Consider the following 21,023-nt stretch of genomic DNA (forward strand, 5'->3'; position numbering starts at 1 on the left):
TAACTGGGTGTACAGTGATAAGGTTGATATTGGCCTAAGCCGAAGGGTTAATAGAGAGAGGCAAGTACAGATCGCAACGCAAATCCGCCATCGCGACCTCTTCCGGATCATCGAGGAAATGCAGGTGCAGCGGCTGGTCCGCCAGCGCATAACCGGCGTCTATAGCCGCGAGGTAGAGCGCATCCATCGTCGGCTGGACCGCATCATAGTCTCCGTAATGACGCAGACGCGCATACACGCCGCCGGGCACATCTATGTGATAGAGGTCTTCAATCAGTTCCGCCTTGCCCCCGACATCGACGGCGACTTCGGCACGGCAGGCTTCTGGCGGCGTACACCGTGGATCGTCGTGCTGATAACCATAAAGACCGCCAAGCTCTTCGATGGGAAGCTGTGAAAAGACCAGATCGAACAAACGCTGATAGACAGCGTTCAGTTCCGGATAGGCCCCGGTGTTACGCAAAGCGGTAAGCATGAGGGGTTCGGCTTCGACGATTTCGACGGCCAGCGGGCTCTGCACACTCGCCGGGCGTCGCAACTGATGGCTCAGGCCTTCGCGCAGGGACTCGGATTGACGTATCTCACTCGCTGTATGGCCGGTTTCGGATTTCAGCGCGCGGGCAAAGGCTTGCGACGTGGCATAGCCCGCCGCCTGTGTCGCCTCCCCGATAGAGTGCTCAAGGGCGTTCGTCGCCCGCGCCAGACGGATACGCCGGATCGTTTCCGCTGGCGTCTCACCGGTCATGAGCCGGTAGATGCGGTGGAAATGAAAGGGCGACAGGGCCGCAATACCGGCCATTTCATCAAGGTCCGGTACCTCTGTGAAATCAGTGGCTTCAAGGTGTTTTAGCACCCGTTCGATGCGCTGAGCATAGTCAACGGACGGCGTCAGTTGAGATTGAGCGGTCATATAAGGCTCCCCTGAAAACATCAGGCCTCACTGTGCCACGCTCTGCGTCAGGCGTCGTTCCCGATCTTGCGGAAATGGACGCTTGCCGGGACACAACGAAAAACCCCCTGAGTTGCCTCAGGGGGTTTCCTTAGTCTGATCGGTGTGGACTGCCCGCTTAGGGGCAGAAACCGGGACCTTTGCGATTAAGCAAGGATCTTCGCCACAACGCCGGCGCCGACGGTGCGGCCACCTTCACGGATAGCGAAGCGGAGCTTCTCTTCCATGGCGATCGGGGTGATCAGTTCGACGTTCAGCTCGGCGTTGTCGCCCGGCATGATCATCTCAACGCCTTCCTTCAGCGTCACGATGCCGGTCACGTCGGTCGTGCGGAAGTAGAACTGCGGACGATAGTTGGTGAAGAACGGCGTGTGACGGCCGCCTTCTTCCTTCGTCAGGATGTAGGCTTCGGCAACGAACTTGGTGTGCGGGGTGATCGAGCCCGGCTTGCAGAGAACCTGACCGCGCTCAACGTCTTCACGCTTCGTGCCGCGCAGCAGAACGCCGACGTTGTCACCGGCTTCACCCTGATCGAGCAGCTTGCGGAACATTTCGACGCCCGTGCAGGTCGTCTTCTGAACCGGACGGATGCCGACGATTTCGACTTCTTCACCGACCTTCACGATACCGCGCTCGACGCGGCCGGTCACAACCGTACCACGGCCCGAGATCGAGAACACGTCTTCGACCGGCATCAGGAAGGGCTGGTCAACCGGGCGAGCCGGCTGCGGGATGTACTCGTCCACGGTCTTCATCAGAGCGAGGATCTGGGTTTCGCCGATTTCCGGGTTCACGCCATCGGTCGCGGCCTTGGCCGAGCCCTTGGTGATGGGGATATCGTCGCCCGGGAACTGGTAGGACGACAGAAGTTCACGAACTTCCATTTCGACCAGCTCAAGCAGTTCTTCGTCGTCAACCAGGTCAACCTTGTTCATGAACACGACCAGAGCCGGCACGCCAACCTGACGGGCGAGCAGGATGTGTTCACGGGTTTGCGGCATCGGGCCGTCAGCGGCCGACACAACCAGAATAGCGCCGTCCATCTGAGCGGCACCGGTGATCATGTTCTTCACGTAGTCGGCGTGACCCGGGCAGTCAACGTGAGCGTAGTGACGGTTTTCCGTCTCATACTCAACGTGGGCGGTGTTGATGGTGATGCCGCGGGCCTTTTCTTCCGGAGCGGCGTCGATGTCTTCGTACTTCTTGGCGGTGGCGCCGCCCGACTTGGCCAGCGTCATCGTGATCGCGGCGGTCAGGGTGGTCTTGCCGTGGTCAACGTGACCAATGGTGCCGATGTTGCAGTGCGGCTTTGTACGGTTAAATTTTTCCTTGGCCATTTCAAATCCCCGCAAATATGCGGGCCTTCACTCGGTTAGGGGTTGGAAACTGGGGGCACTCCGCCCCGGAAATCCGTGTCGTCATCCTTGCGGATTTCCGGTTCGGGGCGCAGTGGGGAAGGCCCGTAGCATAGTCTTTGCTACGGGCCAAATGGTTTTTAGGCGTACTTCTTGATCACTTCGTCGGCGACGTGCTGCGGCACGGGCTCGTAGTGGTCGTACACCATGGTGAACTGCGCACGGCCTTGCGACATACCACGCAGGGTATTCACGTAACCAAACATGTTCGCCAGCGGAACGAAGGCGTCAACGACGATGGCGTTACCGCGCATGTCCTGACCCTGGATCATGCCGCGACGACCGTTGAGGTCGCCGATGACCGAACCCAGATACTCTTCCGGAGTCACGACTTCGACCTTCATGATCGGCTCAAGCAGCTTCGGGCCGCCCTTTTCGCGCAGTTCCTTGAAGGCGGCGCGAGAGGCGATTTCGAAGGCCAGGACCGACGAGTCAACGTCGTGGAAGGCGCCGTCGATCAGGGTGGCCTTGAAGTCGATCAGCGGGAAGCCGGCCAGAAGACCGTTTTCCTTGGCCGATTCGAGGCCCTTGGTGACGCCCGGAATATATTCCTTCGGCACCGCGCCGCCGACGATGGCCGACTCGAACACGAAGCCCGTGCCCGGCTCGCCCGGTTCGAACACCAGCTTCACGCGGGCGAACTGGCCGGTACCACCGGTTTGCTTTTTGTGCGTGTAGTCGATTTCCGCCTTGCGGGTGATCGATTCGCGATAGGCCACCTGCGGCGCGCCGATATTGGCTTCGACCTTATAGGTGCGCTTCAGGATGTCGATCTTGATGTCGAGGTGCAGTTCGCCCATGCCCTTCAGGATCGTCTGGCCCGACTCGTGGTCGGTCGAAACGGTGAAGGACGGGTCTTCGGCGGCCAGCTTCGACAGGGCGACGCCCAGCTTTTCCTGGTCGGCCTTCGACTTGGGCTCGACGGCGATTTCGATAACCGGGGCCGGGAATTCCATACGCTCCAGAATGACCGGCGACTTCAGCGGATCGCAGAGCGTGTCGCCCGTGCGGGTATCCTTCAGGCCCGCCAGAGCGACGATGTCGCCCGCGAAGGCTTCCTTGATGTCTTCACGGTTGTTGGAGTGCATGAGCAGCATGCGGCCAACCCGTTCACGCTTGTCGCGCGTCGAGTTCAAGAGGCCCATACCGGCTTCGAGCTTGCCCGAATAGATACGGCAGAAGGTCAGCGAGCCGACGAAGGGGTCGTCCATGATCTTGAACGCCAGAACCGACAGGGGTTCATCGTCCGAGGCCTTGCGGGTGACTTCTTCTTCGGTCTTGTAGTCGATGCCCTTGGTCGCGGGGATATCGACCGGCGACGGCAGATAATCCACAACGGCGTCGAGGAGCGTCTGAACGCCCTTGTTCTTGAACGCCGAACCGCAGAGGATCGGGAAGAAGGCCGAGGTCAGAACCGCCTTACGGATGCACTTCTTCAGAGTTTCTTCCGACGGTTCATTGCCTTCGAGATAGGCTTCCATCGCCTCGTCGTCGAGTTCGACGGCGTTGTCGATGAGGTACTGACGGGCTTCGTTGGCCTTTTCGACCAGATCGGCCGGGATCTCTTCGTCGTGGTACGACGCGCCCAGACCGTCATTGTCCCACACCACGGCCTTCATGCGGACGATGTCCACAAGGCCCTTCAGCGAGGATTCGGCACCGATCGGGAACTGGATCGGCACAGCCTTGGCGCCCAGACGGTCGCGGATCGACTCGACCGACTTGTCGAAGTCGGCGCCGATCTTGTCCATCTTGTTGACGAAGACGATACGCGGCACGTTGTACTTGTCGGCCTGACGCCAGACGGTTTCGGTTTGCGGCTCAACACCGGCGTTGCCGTCGAGCACGGCCACAGCGCCGTCGAGGACGCGGAGCGAACGCTCGACTTCGATGGTGAAGTCCACGTGACCCGGCGTGTCGATGATGTTCAGGCGCTTGCCTTGCCAGAAGGCGGTCGTCGCGGCGGACGTGATGGTGATGCCGCGCTCCTGCTCCTGCTCCATCCAGTCCATGGTGGCAGCGCCATCGTGGACTTCGCCGATCTTGTGGCTCTTGCCGGTATAGTAGAGGATACGTTCCGTGGTCGTGGTCTTGCCGGCGTCGATGTGCGCCATGATACCAAAGTTACGGTAGTCCTCGATTTTGTGACTGCGGGGCATTGTACGGGCCTCAGACAAAAAGGGGATTTAAAAAAAGTGTGTAGGCACTATGCGTAAGCGCGGGAGACTTCATCAGCAAAGTCGCCCGCGCCTTATAGACCTTTTTTGACAGGACCGTGACAGCCCTGTCCCGCAAGGAATTACCAGCGGTAGTGCGCGAACGCGCGGTTGGCTTCGGCCATCTTGTGCGTGTCTTCGCGCTTCTTGACCGCGGTGCCGCGGTTGTTGGAGGCGTCGAGCAGCTCACCGGCCAGCTTTTCGGTCATGGTGTTTTCACCACGCTTGCGCGCGGCGTTGACCAGCCAGCGGATGGCGAGGGCGCGGCGACGGTCCGGACGGACTTCGACGGGCACCTGATAGGTGGCACCGCCGACGCGGCGCGAACGCACTTCGATCGACGGGGCGACGTTGTCGAGGGCCGCATGGAAGGTCTCAACCGCAGTCGCGTCCTTCTTCTTGGCTTCGAGGATGTCGAAGGCACCGTAAACGATGTTTTCGGCGACGGCCTTCTTACCTTCGTACATGACGTAGTTCATGAACTTGGTGACAACCAGATCCCCGAACTTGGGATCGGGCAGAACTTCACGCTTCTCTGCGCGGTGACGACGGGACATATGAGTCTATCCTTACTTCGGACGCTTCGCACCGTAGTGCGAACGGCGCTGCTTACGGTTCTTGACGCCTTGCGTGTCGAGCACGCCGCGCAGGATGTGGTAACGGACACCCGGAAGGTCCTTCACGCGGCCGCCGCGGATCAGAACCACGGAGTGTTCCTGAAGGTTGTGGCCGACGCCGGGGATGTAGCACACCGATTCGATGCCGGAGGTCAGACGGACCTTGGCGACCTTACGCAGAGCCGAGTTCGGCTTCTTCGGGGTCGTGGTGTAAACGCGCGTACACACGCCGCGACGTTGGGGCGAGCCCTTCAGGGCCGGCACCTTGTTGCGCTTCGGGTTCGGCTTGCGCGGCTTGCGGATAAGCTGGTTAATCGTGGGCATTTAATCTCTTGCCTTAGATGGGGAGGCCTGTGCCGTTTGGCCGGGCGACCTCGGTTAAGATGTAGCCTTCAGAAGCATCGGAAACGACAAACACAAAAGCCGCAACCCGCGCTTTGGGGGTTACGGCGGGCACGCAGGCCCTTGTCTCAATCGCTCTGAAAACGGACCCTTGCAGGTCCCGCCTCAAAAAAGATTGGGGGGGCTATACAGGAGCCCCCCCGGCGGGTCAAGCGGGATTCACGCCGGGACCACCAAAGGGCGGCGGGCAAGGGCAGGACGACTATGGCCTGCCTGCCGCCACATAGGCGGCCACGCCCTTGGGCGGCAGGACAAGGCGCAGTTGGCCGTCCTGCGCCGTCAGTTGCGCCGGAGCGCCGAGGTCCAGGGCCGAAGCCCACACCCCCTCGCCTTTCGTCTCAATCGTCTGCGGCGCGGCAGACAGGTTGATGAACACCAGTCCCTTCTGCCCGGCCTTCTGACGCGCAAAGACCAGCGTCTCCTCCCCGGCCTTCGACAGAAGCGTAAACGTCCCGTCGGCCAGCACCGGGTGCGCCTGCCGCGCCAGATAGAGGGCGCGGTAATATTCCAGCAAGCTGCCGCCTTCGCCGGTCTGCGCCTTGACATTGTGGGTGGCGGCATTGGTCGCATAGGCGCGATAGGGTTTGGCCGCCGTGGTAAAGCCGTGCCCGGCCGCACCGTCCCAGCTCATCGGGGCGCGCAGGCCGGGGTCGTCATACTTGCCATTATTGGCCAGCCCGATCTCTTCGCCGTAATAGGAAAACGGCGTGTCAGACGCCAAAATCGACACGGCCGCCGCCACGCGATAGCTGCCGGCATCAAGATCGTGGATCAGGCGGTCTCCGACGTAGGAATCGTGGCTTTGCAGGACCAAAGGCATCAGGGCGCGCGTGTCCGAGGCCAGTTGCGTCGCCAGTTTTGCCGACAGCCTGCCGTCGCGGGCGCTGGACTTGATTTCCTTCTGCGTACCGAAGGCGAAAGAGTGGGTGCAGGCCTCACCGGCATAGAGGGCGGGCTGTTCGGAGGCTTCGCAGATCAGGTAGCGGTTAGGGTAGGCTTTGACGACCGCATTGACCTGTTTCAGCACCTCAAGGTTTTCCGGCTGATCCATATAGGCGGTGGGGCCGTTTTCGACCAGCATGGTCACGGCGTCGATGCGGAAGCCGTCAACCCCCTTGTTCAGCCAGAAGCGGAAATTGTCGGCGTGATAGTCGATGACACGCTGATTTTTCAGGTTGAAGTCCGGCATCTGATCGTCGAACAGGCCGTAGAAATAGCCTTTGCCGACCTTGTTCTGGCGCCACGGCCCCCAGGAAAAGCCCGCCCACTTCGGGTCCTTGTCGGCGAAGATGTACCAGTCGCGATAGGGCGAGGTTTTCGATTGCGCCGCGCTGAGGAAGATCGGGTTGTCATTGGCCGAATGGTTCATCACATAGTCAATGATGACGCCGATACCGCGCTTGTGCGCCTCGGCCACAAAGCGCTCGAAATCGGCCATGGTCCCATAGGCCGGATTGACGGCGCGATAGTCGCTGACCGCATAGCCGTGGTCCTTGTCCGCTGACGGGTGCATGGGCATCAGCCAGATGCCGGTCACGCCCAGACTTTGTAGATAGTCGAGCCGCGAGGTCAGGCCGTTGAAATCCCCGATGCCGTCGCCGTCCGAGTCCTGATAGGAGCGAACAAAGATTTCCATAAAGGTGGCGCTGCGGTTCCAATGCGCGGGCAGGCCATTATCGCGCGGCTGGGCAGCGACCTTGGAGACGTCGGCTCTAGCCGTTTGCGCCTGCGCGCCCGTGGCGAGAAGCGCGCACGCCAGCGCCGCGCCTGTCAGCGATTTCAATACCATACTTTGTCTCCCTGTCTTTTGACGCAGGAAAACACAGGCGCTCATTCGCGAACAGACATGCGACGGATGAATACGTATGCGGCCTTAAACGCGACCGTTTTAAGCCGAGGCCAGACTGCGCTGAATGTCGGCCACGGCCTCTTTGAACGCATCGCCGCGCGCCTCGAAGTCGGTGAACTGGTCCTGAGAGGCGCAGGCCGGGGACAGCAGCACCACCTCTTCCTTGCCGGACTTTTCGGCCGCCGCAAAGGCCTGCGCCACCGCGGTGAACAGCAGTCGCGACTGGGTGCAGGGGGCGGCCGTGCCGATGGTCTTTTCAAACAGCTCCGCCGCCTCGCCGATCAGATAGGCGTGCTTCACGCGCGGGAAGAGGTCTTTCAACTCCTCAATGCCGCCCGCCTTGGCGCGGCCGCCTGCGATCCAGTAGAAGCCGTCATAGCTCGACATAGCCTGACGCGCCGCATCGGCATTGGTGGCCTTTGAGTCGTTGATAAAGCGCACATTCTTGATGCGCCCGATCTCCTGCATCCGGTGGTCGAGGCCGGGGAAGGACCGGATGCCCGCCACGATCGCTTCGACCGTCAGGCCCAGCGCCCGGCAGGCCGAATAGGCGGCGCAGGCGTTTTGCCAGTTGTGGCGACCGGTCAGAGTACGCACGGTTTTGAGGTCGATGATCTGACGCGCACGGTCGGTCGTGGCGTCATAGATGACGCCGTTCAGCGCATAGACGCCGCGCCCCAGGGTGCGCCGCGACGAAATGGGGATGAGATTGACCGAATGGTGCGCGGTCATTTCCGTCACCACGGCCTGCGACCACTCATCGTCAGTGCCGATCACCGCCGTCTGATGCGCCGTCTGGTTCAGGAAGATGCGCTTCTTGGCCTTGATATAGCCGTCCATATCGCCATGCCGGTCGAGATGGTCAGGCGAAAAGTTCATCAGCACCGCCACGTCCGGGCGGAAGGTCTGGGTCAGGTCAAGCTGATAGGAGGAGGTTTCGATGACGTAGATGGTCCCGGCGTGCATTTCCGGCAGATCCAGCACGCCGATGCCGATATTGCCGCCGATATGGGCGTCGCGCCCGGCGGCCTTGAGGATATGGCCGATCAGGGCCGTCGTCGTCGATTTGCCGTTGGTGCCGGTAATAGCCACGGTCTTCGGGCGCTGCTTTTCCGGCAGGGCGTTCAGCGTGCGCGCAAACAGCTCGATATCGCCGATGACCGGGACATGGGCGGCTTGCGCGGCCTTAACGGTCCAGTGCGGCTCCGGATGCGTCAGCGGCACGCCGGGCGACAGCATCAGGGCGTCGATTTCGGACCAGTCGGCGACCTTCAGGTTTTCGATGGTGAAGCCTTCCTTCGAGGCGCTGAGCATCGACTGCGGCTTGTCGTCCCACAGAAGCGGCTCGGCCCCTCCGGCCTTCAGCGCGCGCGCCGCCGACAGGCCGGACCGCCCCAGACCGAAGATGGCGACACGCTTGCCAGCGAAGCTTTTTACCGGGATCAAAGGGGTCTCTCCATAACTCTTGAAACGCACCCCACCCCCACATCTCAGGGCTTCGCCCTTCGTGTGGTCCCCCTCCCCGCACCTTGTGCAGGGAGGTATAGGTATAGATTACACCTCCCCGCTGACGGGGAGGGGACCATTGGCGGAGCCAATGGGGGTGGGGTGGCTACACTTTTATCTCAGCTTCAACGTGGCCAGACCGACCATGGCCAGAATCCCGGCCACGATCCAGAAGCGGATGACGACCGTCGATTCCGCCCAGCCCTTCTTTTCGAAATGGTGGTGGATCGGCGCCATCAGGAAGACCCGCTTACCCGTCAGCTTGAAATAGCCGATCTGGATCATCACCGACAGGGCTTCGACCACGAACAGGCCGCCGACAATGGCCAGCACGATCTCGTGCTTGATGGCCACCGCCGTCATGCCCAGACCGCCCCCCAAAGCCAGCGAACCGGTGTCGCCCATGAAGATCTTGGCCGGCGGGGCGTTGTACCAGAGGAAGCCCATGCCGCCACCGATGACCGCCGCCAGAAACACCGCCACCTCACCCGATCCGGGCACGAAGTGGACATTGAGATAGTTGGCAAAGACGTAGTTGCCAACGGCGTAGGAGATGATGCCGAACGTCCCCGCCGCGATCATCACCGGCACGATGGCCAGCCCGTCCAGCCCGTCGGTCAGGTTGACGGCGTTCGATGCGCCCACAATGACCACGGCGGCAAAGACAATGTAGAAATAGCCGAGATTGAAGAGCACGTTCTTGAAGATCGGCACGGCCAGAGAGGTCGAAAGCCCGGACGAGGTCGGCGACTGCGGCCCGAAATAGACCAGAAGCGCCGCCGCAATCCCCGCCACGATGAACTGCGCAATCAGCTTCTGCGACCCCGACAGACCGGCTGAGGTCTGCTTGGTCACCTTGGCGTAGTCGTCCATAAAGCCCAGAAAGCCGTAGATCATGGTGACGCCCAGCACCACCCACACGGTGACGCTGCGCAGGTCGGCCCACAGAAGCGTCGCCACCAGAATACCGGCCAGAATCATCAGCCCGCCCATGGTCGGCGTGCCCTTCTTGGTCAGAAGGTGCGATTGCGGACCGTCTTCGCGGATCGGCTGGCCCTTGCCCTGCTTGGCGCGCATCCAGCGGATAAAGCGCGAGCCGAGACCCACCGCCACCAGATAGGAGGTGATGATGGCCAGGCCGACGCGCACGGTCTGATATTTCAGGAGGTTGAGCAGCGGCCAGTGGTCAAGCGCCGCAAAATGCTCGTACAGAAAATAAAACATACAGTGTCCCTAAATCAGAAGGCTCTTGGCAATCAGGCCCGCCTTCGATCCGTTGGAGCCCTTTATCATAACAATGTCGTTCGGACGCAAGGCTGATTTCAGCGGTTCCAGCAGTTCCGCCGCCGTGGCCGCGTAGGCCCCGCGCTGCGCCTCTGGCAAGACGTCCCACAGGGCGCGCATCAGCGGCCCCGCGACAAACACCTGATCGACGCCCGCTGCCGTCAGGGCCGGGGCCAGAGCCGCGTGACGTTCGGCCTCATCAGGGCCCAGCTCCAGCATGTCAGTCATCACCGCGATGCGCCGCCCGCCGGTCGCCAGCCGACGCGCGGCCAGAGCGTTGAGCGTCGCCACCATCGAGATCGGGTTGGCGTTATAGCTTTCGTCGATGAGCGTCACCTGACCACCCGCCACCGCGATCTGGTGCTCGGCCCCGCGGCCATCCAGCGCCTCAAAGGCCGACAGGGCGGCGAGTGTCGTCGCCGTCTCGACCTTCAGCGCCTCGCACATCAGCAGCACCGACAGGGCGTTGAGCGCCTGATGCTTGCCCGTATGGGCCAGGGTAAAGGCGATATCGCGCCCGTGCAAAGTGGCGGTCACCTGAGCGCGGCCATCGACCACCTCATGGCTGATCAGGCGTGCGTCTGCGCCCTCGGCCTCGCCGAAGCGCTGCACCCTGGCGCCCATTTCGCTGGCCCGTTCGTTCAGTTCCGCAAACCAGGGATTGTCGGCGTTGAGAATCGCCAGCCCGCCGTATTTGAGGCCGTCGAAAATCTCGGCCTTGGCCTTCATCACCCCTTCTTCGCCATCGGGGAAGTTTTCGGTGTGCACGGCGCCCACCGTGGTGATGATCACCGCATCGGGTTCGACCAGTTCGGACAGGGGCGTGATCTCATTGGCGTGGTTCATGCCGATTTCAAACACAGCCCGTTCGGTATCCGCCGGCATCCGCGCCAGAGTCAGCGGCACACCGATATAGTTGTTGAAGCTTTTGACCGCCGAATGGGCGCGTCCGGCGCGGCTCAGGGCCGCCATGACCATCTGCGTCACCGAGGTCTTGCCGACGCTGCCGGTCACCGCCCCTCTCAAGGCCGGAGCGCGGTCGCGGGCATAGGCCCCCAGCTTTTCCAGCGCCTTAAGCACGTCCGGCACCATCAGGCAGGGCCCGCCTTCGACCGGTTTGCGCGTGATCGCACACACCGCCCCCTGCGCAAAGGCCTGCGCCACGAAGTCGTGCCCGTCGCGCACGCCGGACAAGGCCAGAAAGATATCGCCCGGCTGCACCTGACGGCTGTCGAAGGTGATGCCGGTGGCGCAAATAGCGCTGGCGTCGCCGCTCAGGCCCGCGAAGGTGCCGCCTGTGGCCTTGAGCAGTTCGGTTCCGGTCCAGAGAGGTGTCATCTTTACTCCTCCCCCTCCCTTGAGGGAGAGGGGGTTTATGCGTTCAAGGCTTCGAGCACTACACCGGCGTCGTCGAAAGGCAAGACCTTTCCGGCGACGATTTGTCCCTGTTCGTGGCCCTTGCCCGCCACGACCAGCACATCGCCGGTTTTCAGGCTGGCCACGGCTTCGAAAATGGCCTGACGGCGGTCGCCGATCTCAAGCACGTTAGACGACTGCGTGCCGGCCAGACCGGCCATGATCTCGGCGCGGATGGACGCCGGTTCTTCGGAGCGCGGATTGTCGTCGGTAACGATAACGCGGTCGGCCAGACGCTCGGCAATGGCCCCCATCTGCGGACGCTTGCCGCGATCGCGGTCACCACCGCAGCCGAAGACGCAGACCAGACGCCCCTGCGTGTGCGGGCGCAGCGCCTTCAGCACCGTCTCCAGCCCGTCGGGCGTATGGGCGTAATCGACATAGATTTCGGCGCCATTGCCGGTCGAACCGACGCGCTCAAGCCGCCCACGCGCCCCGCTCAGGTGCGACAGCGCCTCCAGCACCGACTCGACCTTCTGACCGGCGGCCAGACACAGGCCCGCCGCCACCAGCGCGTTCGACGCCTGAAACAGGCCGGCCAGTTTCAGCTTGACCTCAAACTTGCGGCCCTGATGCTCAAGGTACAGGATCTGCCCGTCGACGGTCAGGTCGCGGTGGGTCAGGGTCAGGTGCTGCCCGCGCTCGCCGACGCTGAGCAGCGACGCCCCGGCGGTGATGGCCGAGGCGGCAAAGGCGTTATAGGCGTCGGAATCGGCATTGAGCACCGCCGTGCGACCGCGCGGCAGGAGCTGCTCGAACAGGCGCAGCTTGGCGGCGCGATAGGCCTCCATCGTGGCGTGATAATCGAGATGGTCCTGAGTCAGGTTCGTGAAGCCCGCCGCCGTCAGGGTGACGCCATCGAGGCGACGCTGATCAATGCCGTGCGAGGAGGCTTCGAGCGCCAGATGCGTGACGCCATCGCGCGCCAATGCGGCCAGATGCTCGGCAATGTCGGCGGCGTCCGGCGTGGTCAGTCCCGGCGGCGTGATAGCGTGCTCGGCCGCCCCGTTCTGGGTGACGATGCCCAGCGTGCCGACGCTGGCCGAATGGTAGCCCATATGGGCAAACATCTGACGGCAGAAGGTGGCGACCGAGGTCTTGCCATTGGTGCCGGTGATGGCCACGCAGGTCTTGGGCTGCGCGCCGTAAAAGGCCTTGGCCGCCAGGGCATAGGCGCGGCGCACATCATAGGCGGTGAGGATGTTGGCGGCGGTCGCGGGCGTGTCTTCGGGGGCCAGAACGGCGGCGGCCCCCTGCGACAGGGCCTGAGGGATAAACTCACGACCGTCGCGTGCCGTGCCCGGCAGGGCGCAGAACAGCGTCCCCGGTCCGACCTTGCGGCTGTCGGCGGTCACGCCGGTCACGACCGGATCGACGTCCAGATCGCGCCTCAATATGTCCGACAGGCGAAGCCCGCTCATGGTTCCATTCCCTTGTTCATACGCGCACACATTAGCAACTTGCGGGTTTAATGACCTGCCGCCGCCGGGACGGCCGCTTCCGTCACCGTCGCCCCGCCGGTCTGTTCTTCCTTCATCACCTGCGCCTTAACCCACTCCGAGTCGGCGAACTTGTCATCCTTGCGCGTCACATTGAGGAAGGGCGCGATGCGGTCGATGACGCGACCGGCCACCGGCGCGGCCACCCAGCCGCCGGTGCGCAGGCCGAACGTGTCTTTGTTGCCCGTCGGCTCATCGACCATGATCATCACCATGTAGCGGTCATCCTCGACATTGCCGTCGGTGGGGAAGACGGCGACGAAGGACGACAGAAGCTTGGTGCGATCATAGCGTCCGCCAATGACCTTTTCCGCCGAACCGGTCTTGCCGCCGACGCGCAGGCCCGGCACATTGGCCTTGCCCCCCGTGCCTTTGAGGACGTTGACGCGCATCAGGTCGAGCATCTGACGCGAGGTATTGGCCGAGAAGACGCGCTCGCCTTTCAGCGGCTGCGCCGGGTCGTATTTGCGCAGCGTCAGGGGCCGCAGATAGCCGCCATTCATGGTCGCCGCGGCGGCCTGCGCATAGGACAGCGGCGAAATCGACATGCCGTGCCCGAAGGAGGACGAGGCCAGCGAATCTTTAGACCACTTCTTCGGCAGCAGTGGCGACGCCGTTTCGGCCAGCTCGATATCGGCGGCGCGGAACAGGCCCAGCGCGTTGTAGAATTTGGTCATGGTGTCGATGCCGACGCTTTCGGCCATCAGGGTGGTCCCGATGTTCGACGAGACGAGGAAGACGTCTTCCAGCGTCATGATGCGGTTTTCAGCGTGGTAGTCCGAAATCTTGCGCTTGCCCAACTGATAAGGGGTGCGCGCGTCATAGGTGGTGTTGAGCGAGGCCGTGCCCGATTCCAGACCGATGGCCACCGACAGCACCTTGAACACCGAGCCCACCTCAAACACCGAATTGGTGACTCGGTTCAGCTTGTTATTGTCCGGAAAACGACCGGCCTGATTGGGATCGAATTCCGGCCAGCTCGACATGGCGATGACCTCGCCCGTGCGTACATTGGTGACCAGGCCGATGGCCCCCTTGGCGCTTTGGGCCATCGCCACATTACGCACCTCGTTTTCCAGCGCGCCCTGCACCCTCAGGTCCATGGCCAGCGGGAAAGGCGTGTTGGAACGGGCGATCTGATCCTGAAAGGCGCGTTCGGCCCCGGCGAGGCCCTTACCCGCCTTTTCCGTCATGCCGATATAGAAGGCCCCGGCTGTGCCCAGCGGATAGCCACGCAGGCGGCGCGGTTCAAACCCCACACCAGGCAGGCCATAGCTGAGGATGCGCGCCTTGTCCGCCGCGCTCAGCCACGGCATGACCATCAGGCGCTTGCCCCCCGACAGGGCCGAATCGAGCTGATCGCGCGGCACATCGGGCAGAAGCTGGATCAGGGCGCGCTTCACCAGCGGGCGGTCCGCCGCCATGATGTCGGCCGGATCGAGGAACAGGTCGTAGTTGAAGACATCGGTAGCCAGCAGGGCGCCATTGCGATCGACAATATCGGCGCGCGCATCGGCGGGCAGGCTATAGTCCACACCGCCATTCCCCCCCGACAGGGCGGCCTTCACCGCAAAGCCCGACAGCACGACATAGATGACGCCCATCGCCACCAATATGAAGAAGATACGCATGCGCGCGCTGGCCAGCCGGTCCGAGGCGACCGCATTGGCGCGCTCAAACGCATGTTCGACTTTCCACATGCGGTCTGCCACCCACTGAAAGCCGGAGGCGGTCGAGTCAATAAACGACAGGCGGTGTCCGTATCTCATCGCGCAGCCTCCCCGGTCGCGGGCGTGGCCGGCGCAGCGATGGGTGCGCTTTCCTCTTCGGTCATGGCCGGAGGCTTGGCGGTGACCGCGGTCACCGGCGGGGCCGCATGGATTTCCGGACGCGCCACCGAGCGCGAGATTTCCACCAGATTGTCGAGACCCGCCTCACGCTTGGGCGACAAAGGCTCCATCCCCAGATACTGCCGCGCCAGCGCCTCGATACGCGCCGGCTGCTCCAGATTGGCCACCTTGACCTTGAGCGCCTTGATGGCGGCCTGTTCCTCTGCGATCTGGGCGTTGAGCGCGTTAAGGCGGGCGACCTCCTGCCCCTCCTTGACCTTGGACAGACAGACCCAGAAAATCATGATCAGGGCCAGCACCAGACCGATGGCTTCGATCAGGCGGACACCACGGATACGACGGTCGAACAGACTCATCAGGGCTTTCATCTGACGGCTCTCCGGGAAGGGGACGCGCTACGGGCGACATCAAAAGGCGGGTGACCGGTACGGCGGGCGGCGCGCAGCTTGGCCGAACGGGCGCGCGGATTGACGCTCAGCTCGGCCTCGGACGGGGCAATCGCCTTGGTCGAATCGAGGCGATAGGTCGGCGCGGGCCCGGTGTGGATTTGCGGCGCGTGGCGTGAACCCAACGGCGTGCGCCCGGCGCGCTCGGCTAGGAAGGACTTGACCATGCGGTCTTCGAGCGAATGGAAGGTGACAACCGCCAGCACGCCTTCGGGCTTCAGCAGGCGCTCAGACGCCTCCAGCGCGCTCTCCAGCTCACCCAGTTCGTCATTGACGGCGATGCGCAGCGCCTGAAACGTCTTGGTCGCCGGATGCACCTTGTCGCCGCGACGCCCACCGACGGCCTTTTCGACCACCGCGGCCAGATCGAGCGTGCGCTCGAAGTGGGCTTCCTTACGGCGCTTGACGATGGCAGCGGCAATGGCGCGCGATCTGTGCTCCTCACCGTAAAGCCAGATAATATGGGCGATGTCGGCTTCGGCCCATTCATTGACAATATCCGCCGCGCTCAGACCCTCAACGGCCATACGCATATCCAGCGGCCCGTCGCGCATGAAGGAGAAGCCGCGATCGGCCTCATCGAGCTGCATGGAGGAGACGCCGATATCGAGCACAATGGCATCGACCTGATCGACACCCAGTTCGGCCAGACCTTCGGCCATTTCTGAAAAGGGGCGATTGACGAAGCGGAAGCGGTCGCCAAAGTCGCCGCGCACGGCCTCGACAAACGGCTGGACGCGCGCGTCGCGGTCAAAGGCAATGACCTCCGCCCCGCGCGACAGAAAAGCGCGGGTATAGCCGCCGGCCCCAAAGGTGCCATCGACCACCACGCGGCCCGGCTCAGGCACCACGGCGGCGATCACCTCATTCAGCAGGACGGAGATGTGCGGCGTTTCACTCATAAGCCCAGCTCCGTCAGCACGCCGGACAGCTCGGCCTCCTGCGTCGCCAGATGCGCGGCATAGGCGTCAGGGTTCCAGATCTGAAAGCGGTCATAGAGGCCGACCAGCAGCACGGCGTCCTTCAGGCCAAACTGCTCGCACAGGGCGTCCGGCAGGGTCATGCGCCCCGCCGTGTCGAAATTGAGCCTGGCCATATCACCGAAGATGCGCGCTTCAAGGATGCGGCGCGGCGCCGAGCCGAAGGGCTGCGCATCAACGATCTTCTTGTAATGACTGAAAAATTGCGCCCCGCCGCATTCGACACAGCCAAGCGATTTGAGGGCAAAGGCATAGAGGCCATCAAAGCCATCCATCCCGTCAAAGGGCACCAGCGCAGCCGCACGGAAGTCCTGCGGGACCAGCAGCCTCCGCTTCGCATCCAGTTGCTTCTCGTGCGTGGAGAGAAACACCCCTGCGCGTCCGGGCCAATGCCCGCTCCCTCATTCCGAATAATCCATGCCCACAGCCCGACGAAAAGCCCTGCTTCGTCGACCCGAATTAGGGTTAACATGGGATGAAGTGGGACGCAATGACTCTGACTGACACTTTATGCCTTTCGGCACAGAATTTATCGAACAGGGACAAGGGGATAGAACGGAAAGAGAACCTGTTAACACTTTTGCAAACAAGCTGAACAAAGGATTGCCAAAGCCTTTACAAATCCTGAACTCGGCCGATTCACAAAGATTAACAAGGCCTGTGCATAAGCCTGTGAGGCGCGGCAATTATCCACAAGGCACATCGCGACCATCTGCTGACAGGTTTTGTCACCCAGAAAGGACAGGATCGATGGCAAAAGGAGACACAGATGTACGGATTGATCGGCAGCGTCTCTGCCCACCCCGGCAAACGCGACGACCTGATCGCGCTGATGACCGCCAGCGTCGGCGACATGCCCGGCTGCCTGAGCTACGTGGTGGCCAGGGACCCGCAGGACGGAGACAAGCTGTGGATCACCGAGGTGTGGGACTCCGCCGACAGCCACAAGGCCTCACTGCACCTCCCCGCCGTGGCCGAAACCATCCGGCAGGCCATGCCGCTGATCGCGTCGTTTGGTGAGAATATCGTGACGGAACCCGTGGGCGGGTATGGGATTTAGCGCAGCGCCCCAAGGAGAGGACATGCGTGAAACTCACTCTTCCCGTTGCTGCGCACCATGCCAGATCCGGACAATTTCAACGCGATCCACCTTACGGCGATAAACGATTACATAGGGCTTCACGCTCGTTAGTTCGCGTGTTCCGGGATAGCGACCGGGCCGACCGCGCTCAGGCATCTGTTCCAGTTGATCGCAGACTGCCACAAGCCTGACGGCCATACGCGAGGCGGCAAAAGGGTTATCAAAACCGATGAAGGTCCGAATGGCGGCAAGATCGTCCAGCGCTTTAGGTGAAAAAACTACTGGCATTCAGGCTTGGGCAACTCGGACGGCGTGCCCCACGACAAAAGCCAGCGTCGCACCTCTTCATAAGGCACTAACTGATCAGCCTCCAGCGAGTGCAACCCCTCTTCAACAGCCGAATGAAAGTCGGACTGGTCCTCAGACAGATGCGGTTTGGGAGCCTGTGTCATGTCCGAAGAGTAACACAGCAACCCGTAATGGCAACGCTTTGTGGTTTAGCTTGCACGCCTCGCGCCTGCTACAAAGCCGGACTTTAGGGTGAGAGGGGATCAGATGACCTGTAAGCCGGGTTCTGTTCGGGGCTTGCGCCCTCTGGCGATCATTCATCTTGGCGACGGATTGCTCCGGCGCTCATGCAACCAACCCGAACGTGCTGGGGCGGTAATACCCTGTCGGAGAACCGACGCGCCGTTCCTATTCGGTTTTGCTTCGGGCGGGGCTTGCCGTGCCGCTTCCGTTGCCGGTCGCGCGGTGCGCTCTTACCGCACCGTTTCACCCTTACCCGGCTGACGCCGGGCGGTTTCATTTCTGTGGCGCTATCCCTAAGGTCACCCTTGGCGGGCGTTACCCGCCGCCCTATTACCGTGAAGCCCGGACTTTCCTCAAGATAAGGTCGCCTCATCTCTATCCCAAAACCGCAAAGCACTTTTGGGGATGAGGCTCTCCGCTCCTGCGATCGCCCGGTCATCTGATCCACGCGCCTTGTGCGGGAAAGCCGTGCCTAAATCAAGCCTTCTTCGCGGTCAGCTTCAAAGCCGAAGCCAAAGCCACCCCGGCCCAGCCCAGCATGACCAGCACGCCGCCGGTGGGGGCCAGATTGGGCAGAAGCCCCTCACCCCGCATGACGCGCGAGCAGATATCAGCGGCAAACACCCCGCTGCCGACCATCAGCAGCAGCAGGGCGTTGAGGCGCATCCGTGGCCCCATAAAGCCCGAATGGACCAGACCGATGGCCGTCGCCGCGTGGAACAACAGGAACATGCCGGCCGAGGTCAGGCGCGGATCAGCATGGCTGCCCGCCGCCAGCAGCATGACGCCGATCAGCCCCCACAGGCCCGACATCAGCAAAAACACATAGTCCCAGCGTTGGTAATTCATTTACGCCTCCAGAAGCGTGATATGCCGCAACAGCGCCATCAGGCGCACGCGCGTCAGGGCATCGGCCTTGCCGTCGATGCGCGTCTGCACCCAGTGGCGCTGAAAAGCGGTGACGATGGCTTTCGTTTCCGCGTCATAGGGTCCGCCCGGCAGGAGGTCGTAGCCCAACTTGCCCAGCGCCCCCTGAAGCGCAAACACGCCCGGCCCGGTGTCGCCAATATCCAACGGTGGCCCCATGACGCCCTCCGGCGGCAGCGGCGGATCGACCCACAGCCCGTGCCCCGCCTCGGCAAGAGCCTGCCACGGGAAGCGCTCACCGGGGTCTTCCTTGCGTGCCGGGGCGACGTCCGAATGCCCCAGAATGCGATGGTCCGGAATATCCCAGCGCCCGCGAATGCTATCCAGCAGCCCGATCACGGCGTCGATCTGCGCCTGCGGAAAGTCGCGATAGCCGAACTCATGGCCGGGATTGACCAGCTCAATGCCGATCGACACACCATTGATGTCGCGCGCGCCCTTCCACACCGAGACCCCGGCGTGCCAGGCGCGGCGCTCCTCATCGACAAGGTGATAGACCGTGCCGTCTTCATCGACGACGTAATGGGCCGACACCTGCGCCGCCGGATCGCACAACCGGTCCAGCGCCGCCCTGGCCGTCTGCATACCCGTATAGTGCAGGACGACCATGTCGGGCACGGACGGGCGCGCATTGAAATTGGGGGAAGGCAGCGAAATCATCGGCAAATCCGCAACAAAAAACCCCGGCTTGATAGGCCGGGGTCACGAAACCTTCAAGGTTTAAAAGCTCAATAGACTTGCCCTAATAGACTTCCCAAGTCGAGCCGTTCTTGCGCGCGTCCAGCACGCCGTCTTCGCGCTTGCGCTTGTTGGCATCGACCGTGACGCGCACGGGCTTGCGCGTGAAAAACGCCGTCACCGCCATCAGGCCGACGCCGATCAGGGCCAGCGCCGCGACGATACCGGTAAAGATCACCGCCAGCACGGCACCGGCGAGTGAGATGAGCCCGATCAGGGTCATCATGAAAATGTGCTTCAGTCTGGCCATGGCGTTCCTCCGACGCACTTGCGCCCACGGATGGGGGCGCGTGAAACTTCCGAATACGGACCTCAAATCGCTCATGGCTATACTGACCTCATTACGCGCCATGCCAGATGGGGAGTGTTGGCACTGCACCACAACAGATTGGCACGATTAAGGCCCGCGTCAACCACCTGACCGAGCGTTAACTTAACTTTTTTATGACTTGTTAAGAGAGACATCGATTTCATAGCCCAATGTGCCCCTATTGCAGCGCCCGCTCACGCAGGATCTGCGTGTAGGCCTCGTTGATGCGCGCCGCCTTTTGCGTGAAAAGCCCCACATATTCAGACGGCAGGCCGCGCGCCAGAATGCGATCCGGGTGCACATCCCCCAGCGCCTTGTTGCGCGCGATGCGGATTTCGTGGTCGGCCACGTCCGGATGAATGCCCAGAATATGATAGGGGTCATCGGCGTCCGGCCCGGCATAGTCGGCGCGAATGCGGCGATAGGTCGCGGGGCTGAGGTCGAACAGACGCGCCACGGTTTCCAGATAGGTCTCTTCGCGGTCGGTGAGATGGCCGTCCGACACGGCGATATGAAACAGGCCTTCCAGCACGTCCTCAAGGATGCGCGGGCACTGCGCATAGCGTTTGGCCAGCCGCCGGGCATAGGATTCAAAGCCCAGACTGGTCTGGCGCGCCAGATCATACAGGCGGCGGATATTGTCATAGGCCCCGCGTTCGGGCTGAAATACGTCGAAAAAGGCCTGCTCCTCGCTCTCATCCACCAGCCCGTCAGCCATAGCCAGCTTGGCCCCCAGCGCGGTTACCGCCGTGGCGAACGCCGGGTCGCGGCCCGGCTGCCCCTTGGGGCAATCGGTGCAGTCGGCGGGGTCAAAGGCGTGGGCCGCCTTGTGCGCGAGGGTCTTCCAGAAACTCATGGGTCTTATCCTGACCACTACCTTAGGCCATTATACGGCGCAAAACCCCTTAAGTTTCTGTAAGAGAGATTTTTTCTGTGCGCGCGGCGACATTCCACTCTAAAATAACCATAAAACGCGATTTCGCCCCAATTTGTCCGCATGACAAAGG

Annotated in this window: 21 protein-coding genes and 1 other RNA gene; 1 reads left to right on the plus strand and 21 read right to left on the minus strand. The window is 62.3% G+C overall.

Going from position 1 to position 21,023, the window contains the following annotated elements; all coding sequences use genetic code 11:
• Nucleotides 1-34: 34 nt before the first annotated feature.
• The 14 genes from EM6_RS05910 to EM6_RS05975 form a co-directional block, all read right to left on the minus strand.
• A complete protein-coding gene (locus EM6_RS05910; protein ID WP_126420986.1) occupies nucleotides 35-910 on the minus strand; it encodes an AraC family transcriptional regulator in 876 nt (291 codons plus the stop codon).
• Nucleotides 911-1,095: 185 nt separating this feature from the next.
• Entirely contained in the window at nucleotides 1,096-2,286 is a 1,191-nt protein-coding gene (gene tuf, locus EM6_RS05915) for an elongation factor Tu (RefSeq protein WP_013478455.1), read from the minus strand.
• A 158-nt stretch (nucleotides 2,287-2,444) separates the two neighbouring features.
• A complete protein-coding gene (fusA, locus tag EM6_RS05920) occupies nucleotides 2,445-4,523 on the minus strand; it encodes an elongation factor G (RefSeq protein WP_126420988.1) in 2,079 nt (692 codons plus the stop codon).
• A 140-nt stretch (nucleotides 4,524-4,663) separates the two neighbouring features.
• On the minus strand, nucleotides 4,664-5,137 hold the full coding sequence (gene rpsG, locus EM6_RS05925) for a 30S ribosomal protein S7 (protein WP_013478453.1): 474 nt from the start codon (nucleotides 5,135-5,137) through the stop codon (nucleotides 4,664-4,666).
• 12 nt (nucleotides 5,138-5,149) lie between these two features.
• Entirely contained in the window at nucleotides 5,150-5,521 is a 372-nt protein-coding gene (gene rpsL / locus EM6_RS05930) for a 30S ribosomal protein S12 (protein ID WP_013478452.1), read from the minus strand.
• A gap of 280 nt (nucleotides 5,522-5,801) precedes the next feature.
• Nucleotides 5,802-7,388, minus strand: coding sequence for an alpha-amylase family glycosyl hydrolase (locus tag EM6_RS05935; RefSeq protein ID WP_126420990.1), 1,587 nt, complete (start codon nucleotides 7,386-7,388; stop codon nucleotides 5,802-5,804).
• 99 nt (nucleotides 7,389-7,487) lie between these two features.
• Nucleotides 7,488-8,894, minus strand: a complete 1,407-nt coding sequence (gene murD, locus EM6_RS05940) for a UDP-N-acetylmuramoyl-L-alanine--D-glutamate ligase (protein ID WP_126420992.1) — start codon at nucleotides 8,892-8,894, stop codon at nucleotides 7,488-7,490.
• 174 nt (nucleotides 8,895-9,068) lie between these two features.
• Complete coding sequence (mraY, locus tag EM6_RS05945; protein WP_126420993.1) at nucleotides 9,069-10,178, minus strand: phospho-N-acetylmuramoyl-pentapeptide-transferase; 1,110 nt, start codon at nucleotides 10,176-10,178, stop codon at nucleotides 9,069-9,071.
• A 9-nt stretch (nucleotides 10,179-10,187) separates the two neighbouring features.
• Nucleotides 10,188-11,576, minus strand: coding sequence for a UDP-N-acetylmuramoyl-tripeptide--D-alanyl-D-alanine ligase (locus tag EM6_RS05950; protein ID WP_126420995.1), 1,389 nt, complete (start codon nucleotides 11,574-11,576; stop codon nucleotides 10,188-10,190).
• A 35-nt stretch (nucleotides 11,577-11,611) separates the two neighbouring features.
• A complete protein-coding gene (locus EM6_RS05955; protein WP_126420997.1) occupies nucleotides 11,612-13,075 on the minus strand; it encodes a UDP-N-acetylmuramoyl-L-alanyl-D-glutamate--2,6-diaminopimelate ligase in 1,464 nt (487 codons plus the stop codon).
• A gap of 47 nt (nucleotides 13,076-13,122) precedes the next feature.
• Nucleotides 13,123-14,922, minus strand: coding sequence for a peptidoglycan D,D-transpeptidase FtsI family protein (locus EM6_RS05960; RefSeq protein WP_126420999.1), 1,800 nt, complete (start codon nucleotides 14,920-14,922; stop codon nucleotides 13,123-13,125).
• Nucleotides 14,919-15,371: a cell division protein FtsL gene (gene ftsL / locus EM6_RS05965; RefSeq protein WP_126421001.1), complete on the minus strand. Its 453-nt coding sequence runs from the start codon at nucleotides 15,369-15,371 to the stop codon at nucleotides 14,919-14,921. The genes EM6_RS05960 and ftsL overlap by 4 nt, the downstream gene beginning before the upstream one ends.
• Complete coding sequence (gene rsmH, locus EM6_RS05970) at nucleotides 15,368-16,351, minus strand: 16S rRNA (cytosine(1402)-N(4))-methyltransferase RsmH (RefSeq protein ID WP_126421003.1); 984 nt, start codon at nucleotides 16,349-16,351, stop codon at nucleotides 15,368-15,370. Before rsmH ends, ftsL begins: the two co-directional genes overlap by 4 nt.
• Nucleotides 16,348-16,800 carry a division/cell wall cluster transcriptional repressor MraZ gene (locus EM6_RS05975; protein ID WP_126421005.1) on the minus strand — a complete coding sequence of 151 codons (453 nt, stop codon included), beginning with the start codon at nucleotides 16,798-16,800 and terminating at the stop codon, nucleotides 16,348-16,350. The genes rsmH and EM6_RS05975 overlap by 4 nt, the downstream gene beginning before the upstream one ends.
• A 398-nt stretch (nucleotides 16,801-17,198) precedes the next feature.
• Here EM6_RS05975 and EM6_RS05980 point away from each other — a divergent pair, with 398 nt between their 5' ends.
• Nucleotides 17,199-17,489, plus strand: a complete 291-nt coding sequence (locus tag EM6_RS05980; RefSeq protein ID WP_126421007.1) for a putative quinol monooxygenase — start codon at nucleotides 17,199-17,201, stop codon at nucleotides 17,487-17,489.
• A 33-nt stretch (nucleotides 17,490-17,522) separates the two neighbouring features.
• Here the strand turns inward: EM6_RS05980 and EM6_RS05985 are convergent, their stop codons facing one another.
• The 7 genes from EM6_RS05985 to EM6_RS06015 all read right to left on the minus strand — a co-directional run bounded on the left by EM6_RS05985 (nucleotide 17,523) and on the right by EM6_RS06015 (nucleotide 20,872).
• A complete protein-coding gene (locus tag EM6_RS05985) occupies nucleotides 17,523-17,798 on the minus strand; it encodes a type II toxin-antitoxin system RelE/ParE family toxin (RefSeq protein WP_126421009.1) in 276 nt (91 codons plus the stop codon).
• On the minus strand, nucleotides 17,789-17,962 hold the full coding sequence (locus EM6_RS05990) for a CopG family transcriptional regulator (RefSeq protein WP_126421011.1): 174 nt from the start codon (nucleotides 17,960-17,962) through the stop codon (nucleotides 17,789-17,791). Before EM6_RS05990 ends, EM6_RS05985 begins: the two co-directional genes overlap by 10 nt.
• 95 nt (nucleotides 17,963-18,057) lie before the next feature.
• An RNA gene (gene rnpB, locus EM6_RS05995) (RNase P RNA component class A) lies at nucleotides 18,058-18,484 on the minus strand.
• 34 nt (nucleotides 18,485-18,518) lie between these two features.
• Nucleotides 18,519-18,890 carry a DUF423 domain-containing protein gene (locus EM6_RS06000; RefSeq protein WP_126421013.1) on the minus strand — a complete coding sequence of 124 codons (372 nt, stop codon included), beginning with the start codon at nucleotides 18,888-18,890 and terminating at the stop codon, nucleotides 18,519-18,521.
• Nucleotides 18,891-19,628: an N-acetylmuramoyl-L-alanine amidase gene (locus EM6_RS06005; protein ID WP_126421015.1), complete on the minus strand. Its 738-nt coding sequence runs from the start codon at nucleotides 19,626-19,628 to the stop codon at nucleotides 18,891-18,893.
• Between the two features lie 82 nt (nucleotides 19,629-19,710).
• Nucleotides 19,711-19,956, minus strand: a complete 246-nt coding sequence (locus tag EM6_RS06010) for a hypothetical protein (protein WP_126421017.1) — start codon at nucleotides 19,954-19,956, stop codon at nucleotides 19,711-19,713.
• A 238-nt stretch (nucleotides 19,957-20,194) separates the two neighbouring features.
• Nucleotides 20,195-20,872, minus strand: a complete 678-nt coding sequence (locus EM6_RS06015; RefSeq protein ID WP_126421019.1) for a TerB family tellurite resistance protein — start codon at nucleotides 20,870-20,872, stop codon at nucleotides 20,195-20,197.
• Between the last annotated feature and the right edge of the window lie 151 nt (nucleotides 20,873-21,023).

The organism is Asticcacaulis excentricus, from assembly GCF_003966695.1.
GTDB classification, from domain to species: domain Bacteria; phylum Pseudomonadota; class Alphaproteobacteria; order Caulobacterales; family Caulobacteraceae; genus Asticcacaulis; species Asticcacaulis excentricus_A.

Bases quoted from the DNA above. Each gene is read 5' to 3' on its own strand.
- EM6_RS06000 (WP_126421013.1), bottom strand. From the start codon at position 18,890: ATGAATTACCAACGCTGGGACTATGTGTTTTTGCTGATGTCGGGCCTG.
- EM6_RS05960 (WP_126420999.1), bottom strand. From the start codon at position 14,922: ATGAGATACGGACACCGCCTGTCGTTTATTGACTCGACCGCCTCCGGC.
- EM6_RS05950 (WP_126420995.1), bottom strand. From the start codon at position 11,576: ATGACACCTCTCTGGACCGGAACCGAACTGCTCAAGGCCACAGGCGGC.
- EM6_RS05980 (WP_126421007.1), top strand. From the start codon at position 17,199: ATGTACGGATTGATCGGCAGCGTCTCTGCCCACCCCGGCAAACGCGAC.
- EM6_RS06015 (WP_126421019.1), bottom strand. From the start codon at position 20,872: ATGAGTTTCTGGAAGACCCTCGCGCACAAGGCGGCCCACGCCTTTGAC.
- EM6_RS06010 (WP_126421017.1), bottom strand. From the start codon at position 19,956: ATGGCCAGACTGAAGCACATTTTCATGATGACCCTGATCGGGCTCATC.
- mraY (WP_126420993.1), bottom strand. From the start codon at position 10,178: ATGTTTTATTTTCTGTACGAGCATTTTGCGGCGCTTGACCACTGGCCG.
- tuf (WP_013478455.1), bottom strand. From the start codon at position 2,286: ATGGCCAAGGAAAAATTTAACCGTACAAAGCCGCACTGCAACATCGGC.
- rpsG (WP_013478453.1), bottom strand. From the start codon at position 5,137: ATGTCCCGTCGTCACCGCGCAGAGAAGCGTGAAGTTCTGCCCGATCCC.
- EM6_RS05955 (WP_126420997.1), bottom strand. From the start codon at position 13,075: ATGAGCGGGCTTCGCCTGTCGGACATATTGAGGCGCGATCTGGACGTC.
- EM6_RS05990 (WP_126421011.1), bottom strand. From the start codon at position 17,962: ATGACACAGGCTCCCAAACCGCATCTGTCTGAGGACCAGTCCGACTTT.
- fusA (WP_126420988.1), bottom strand. From the start codon at position 4,523: ATGCCCCGCAGTCACAAAATCGAGGACTACCGTAACTTTGGTATCATG.
- EM6_RS05910 (WP_126420986.1), bottom strand. From the start codon at position 910: ATGACCGCTCAATCTCAACTGACGCCGTCCGTTGACTATGCTCAGCGC.
- ftsL (WP_126421001.1), bottom strand. From the start codon at position 15,371: ATGAAAGCCCTGATGAGTCTGTTCGACCGTCGTATCCGTGGTGTCCGC.
- EM6_RS05985 (WP_126421009.1), bottom strand. From the start codon at position 17,798: ATGCCAGTAGTTTTTTCACCTAAAGCGCTGGACGATCTTGCCGCCATT.
- EM6_RS05935 (WP_126420990.1), bottom strand. From the start codon at position 7,388: ATGGTATTGAAATCGCTGACAGGCGCGGCGCTGGCGTGCGCGCTTCTC.
- EM6_RS06005 (WP_126421015.1), bottom strand. From the start codon at position 19,628: ATGATTTCGCTGCCTTCCCCCAATTTCAATGCGCGCCCGTCCGTGCCC.
- rsmH (WP_126421003.1), bottom strand. From the start codon at position 16,351: ATGAGTGAAACGCCGCACATCTCCGTCCTGCTGAATGAGGTGATCGCC.
- rpsL (WP_013478452.1), bottom strand. From the start codon at position 5,521: ATGCCCACGATTAACCAGCTTATCCGCAAGCCGCGCAAGCCGAACCCG.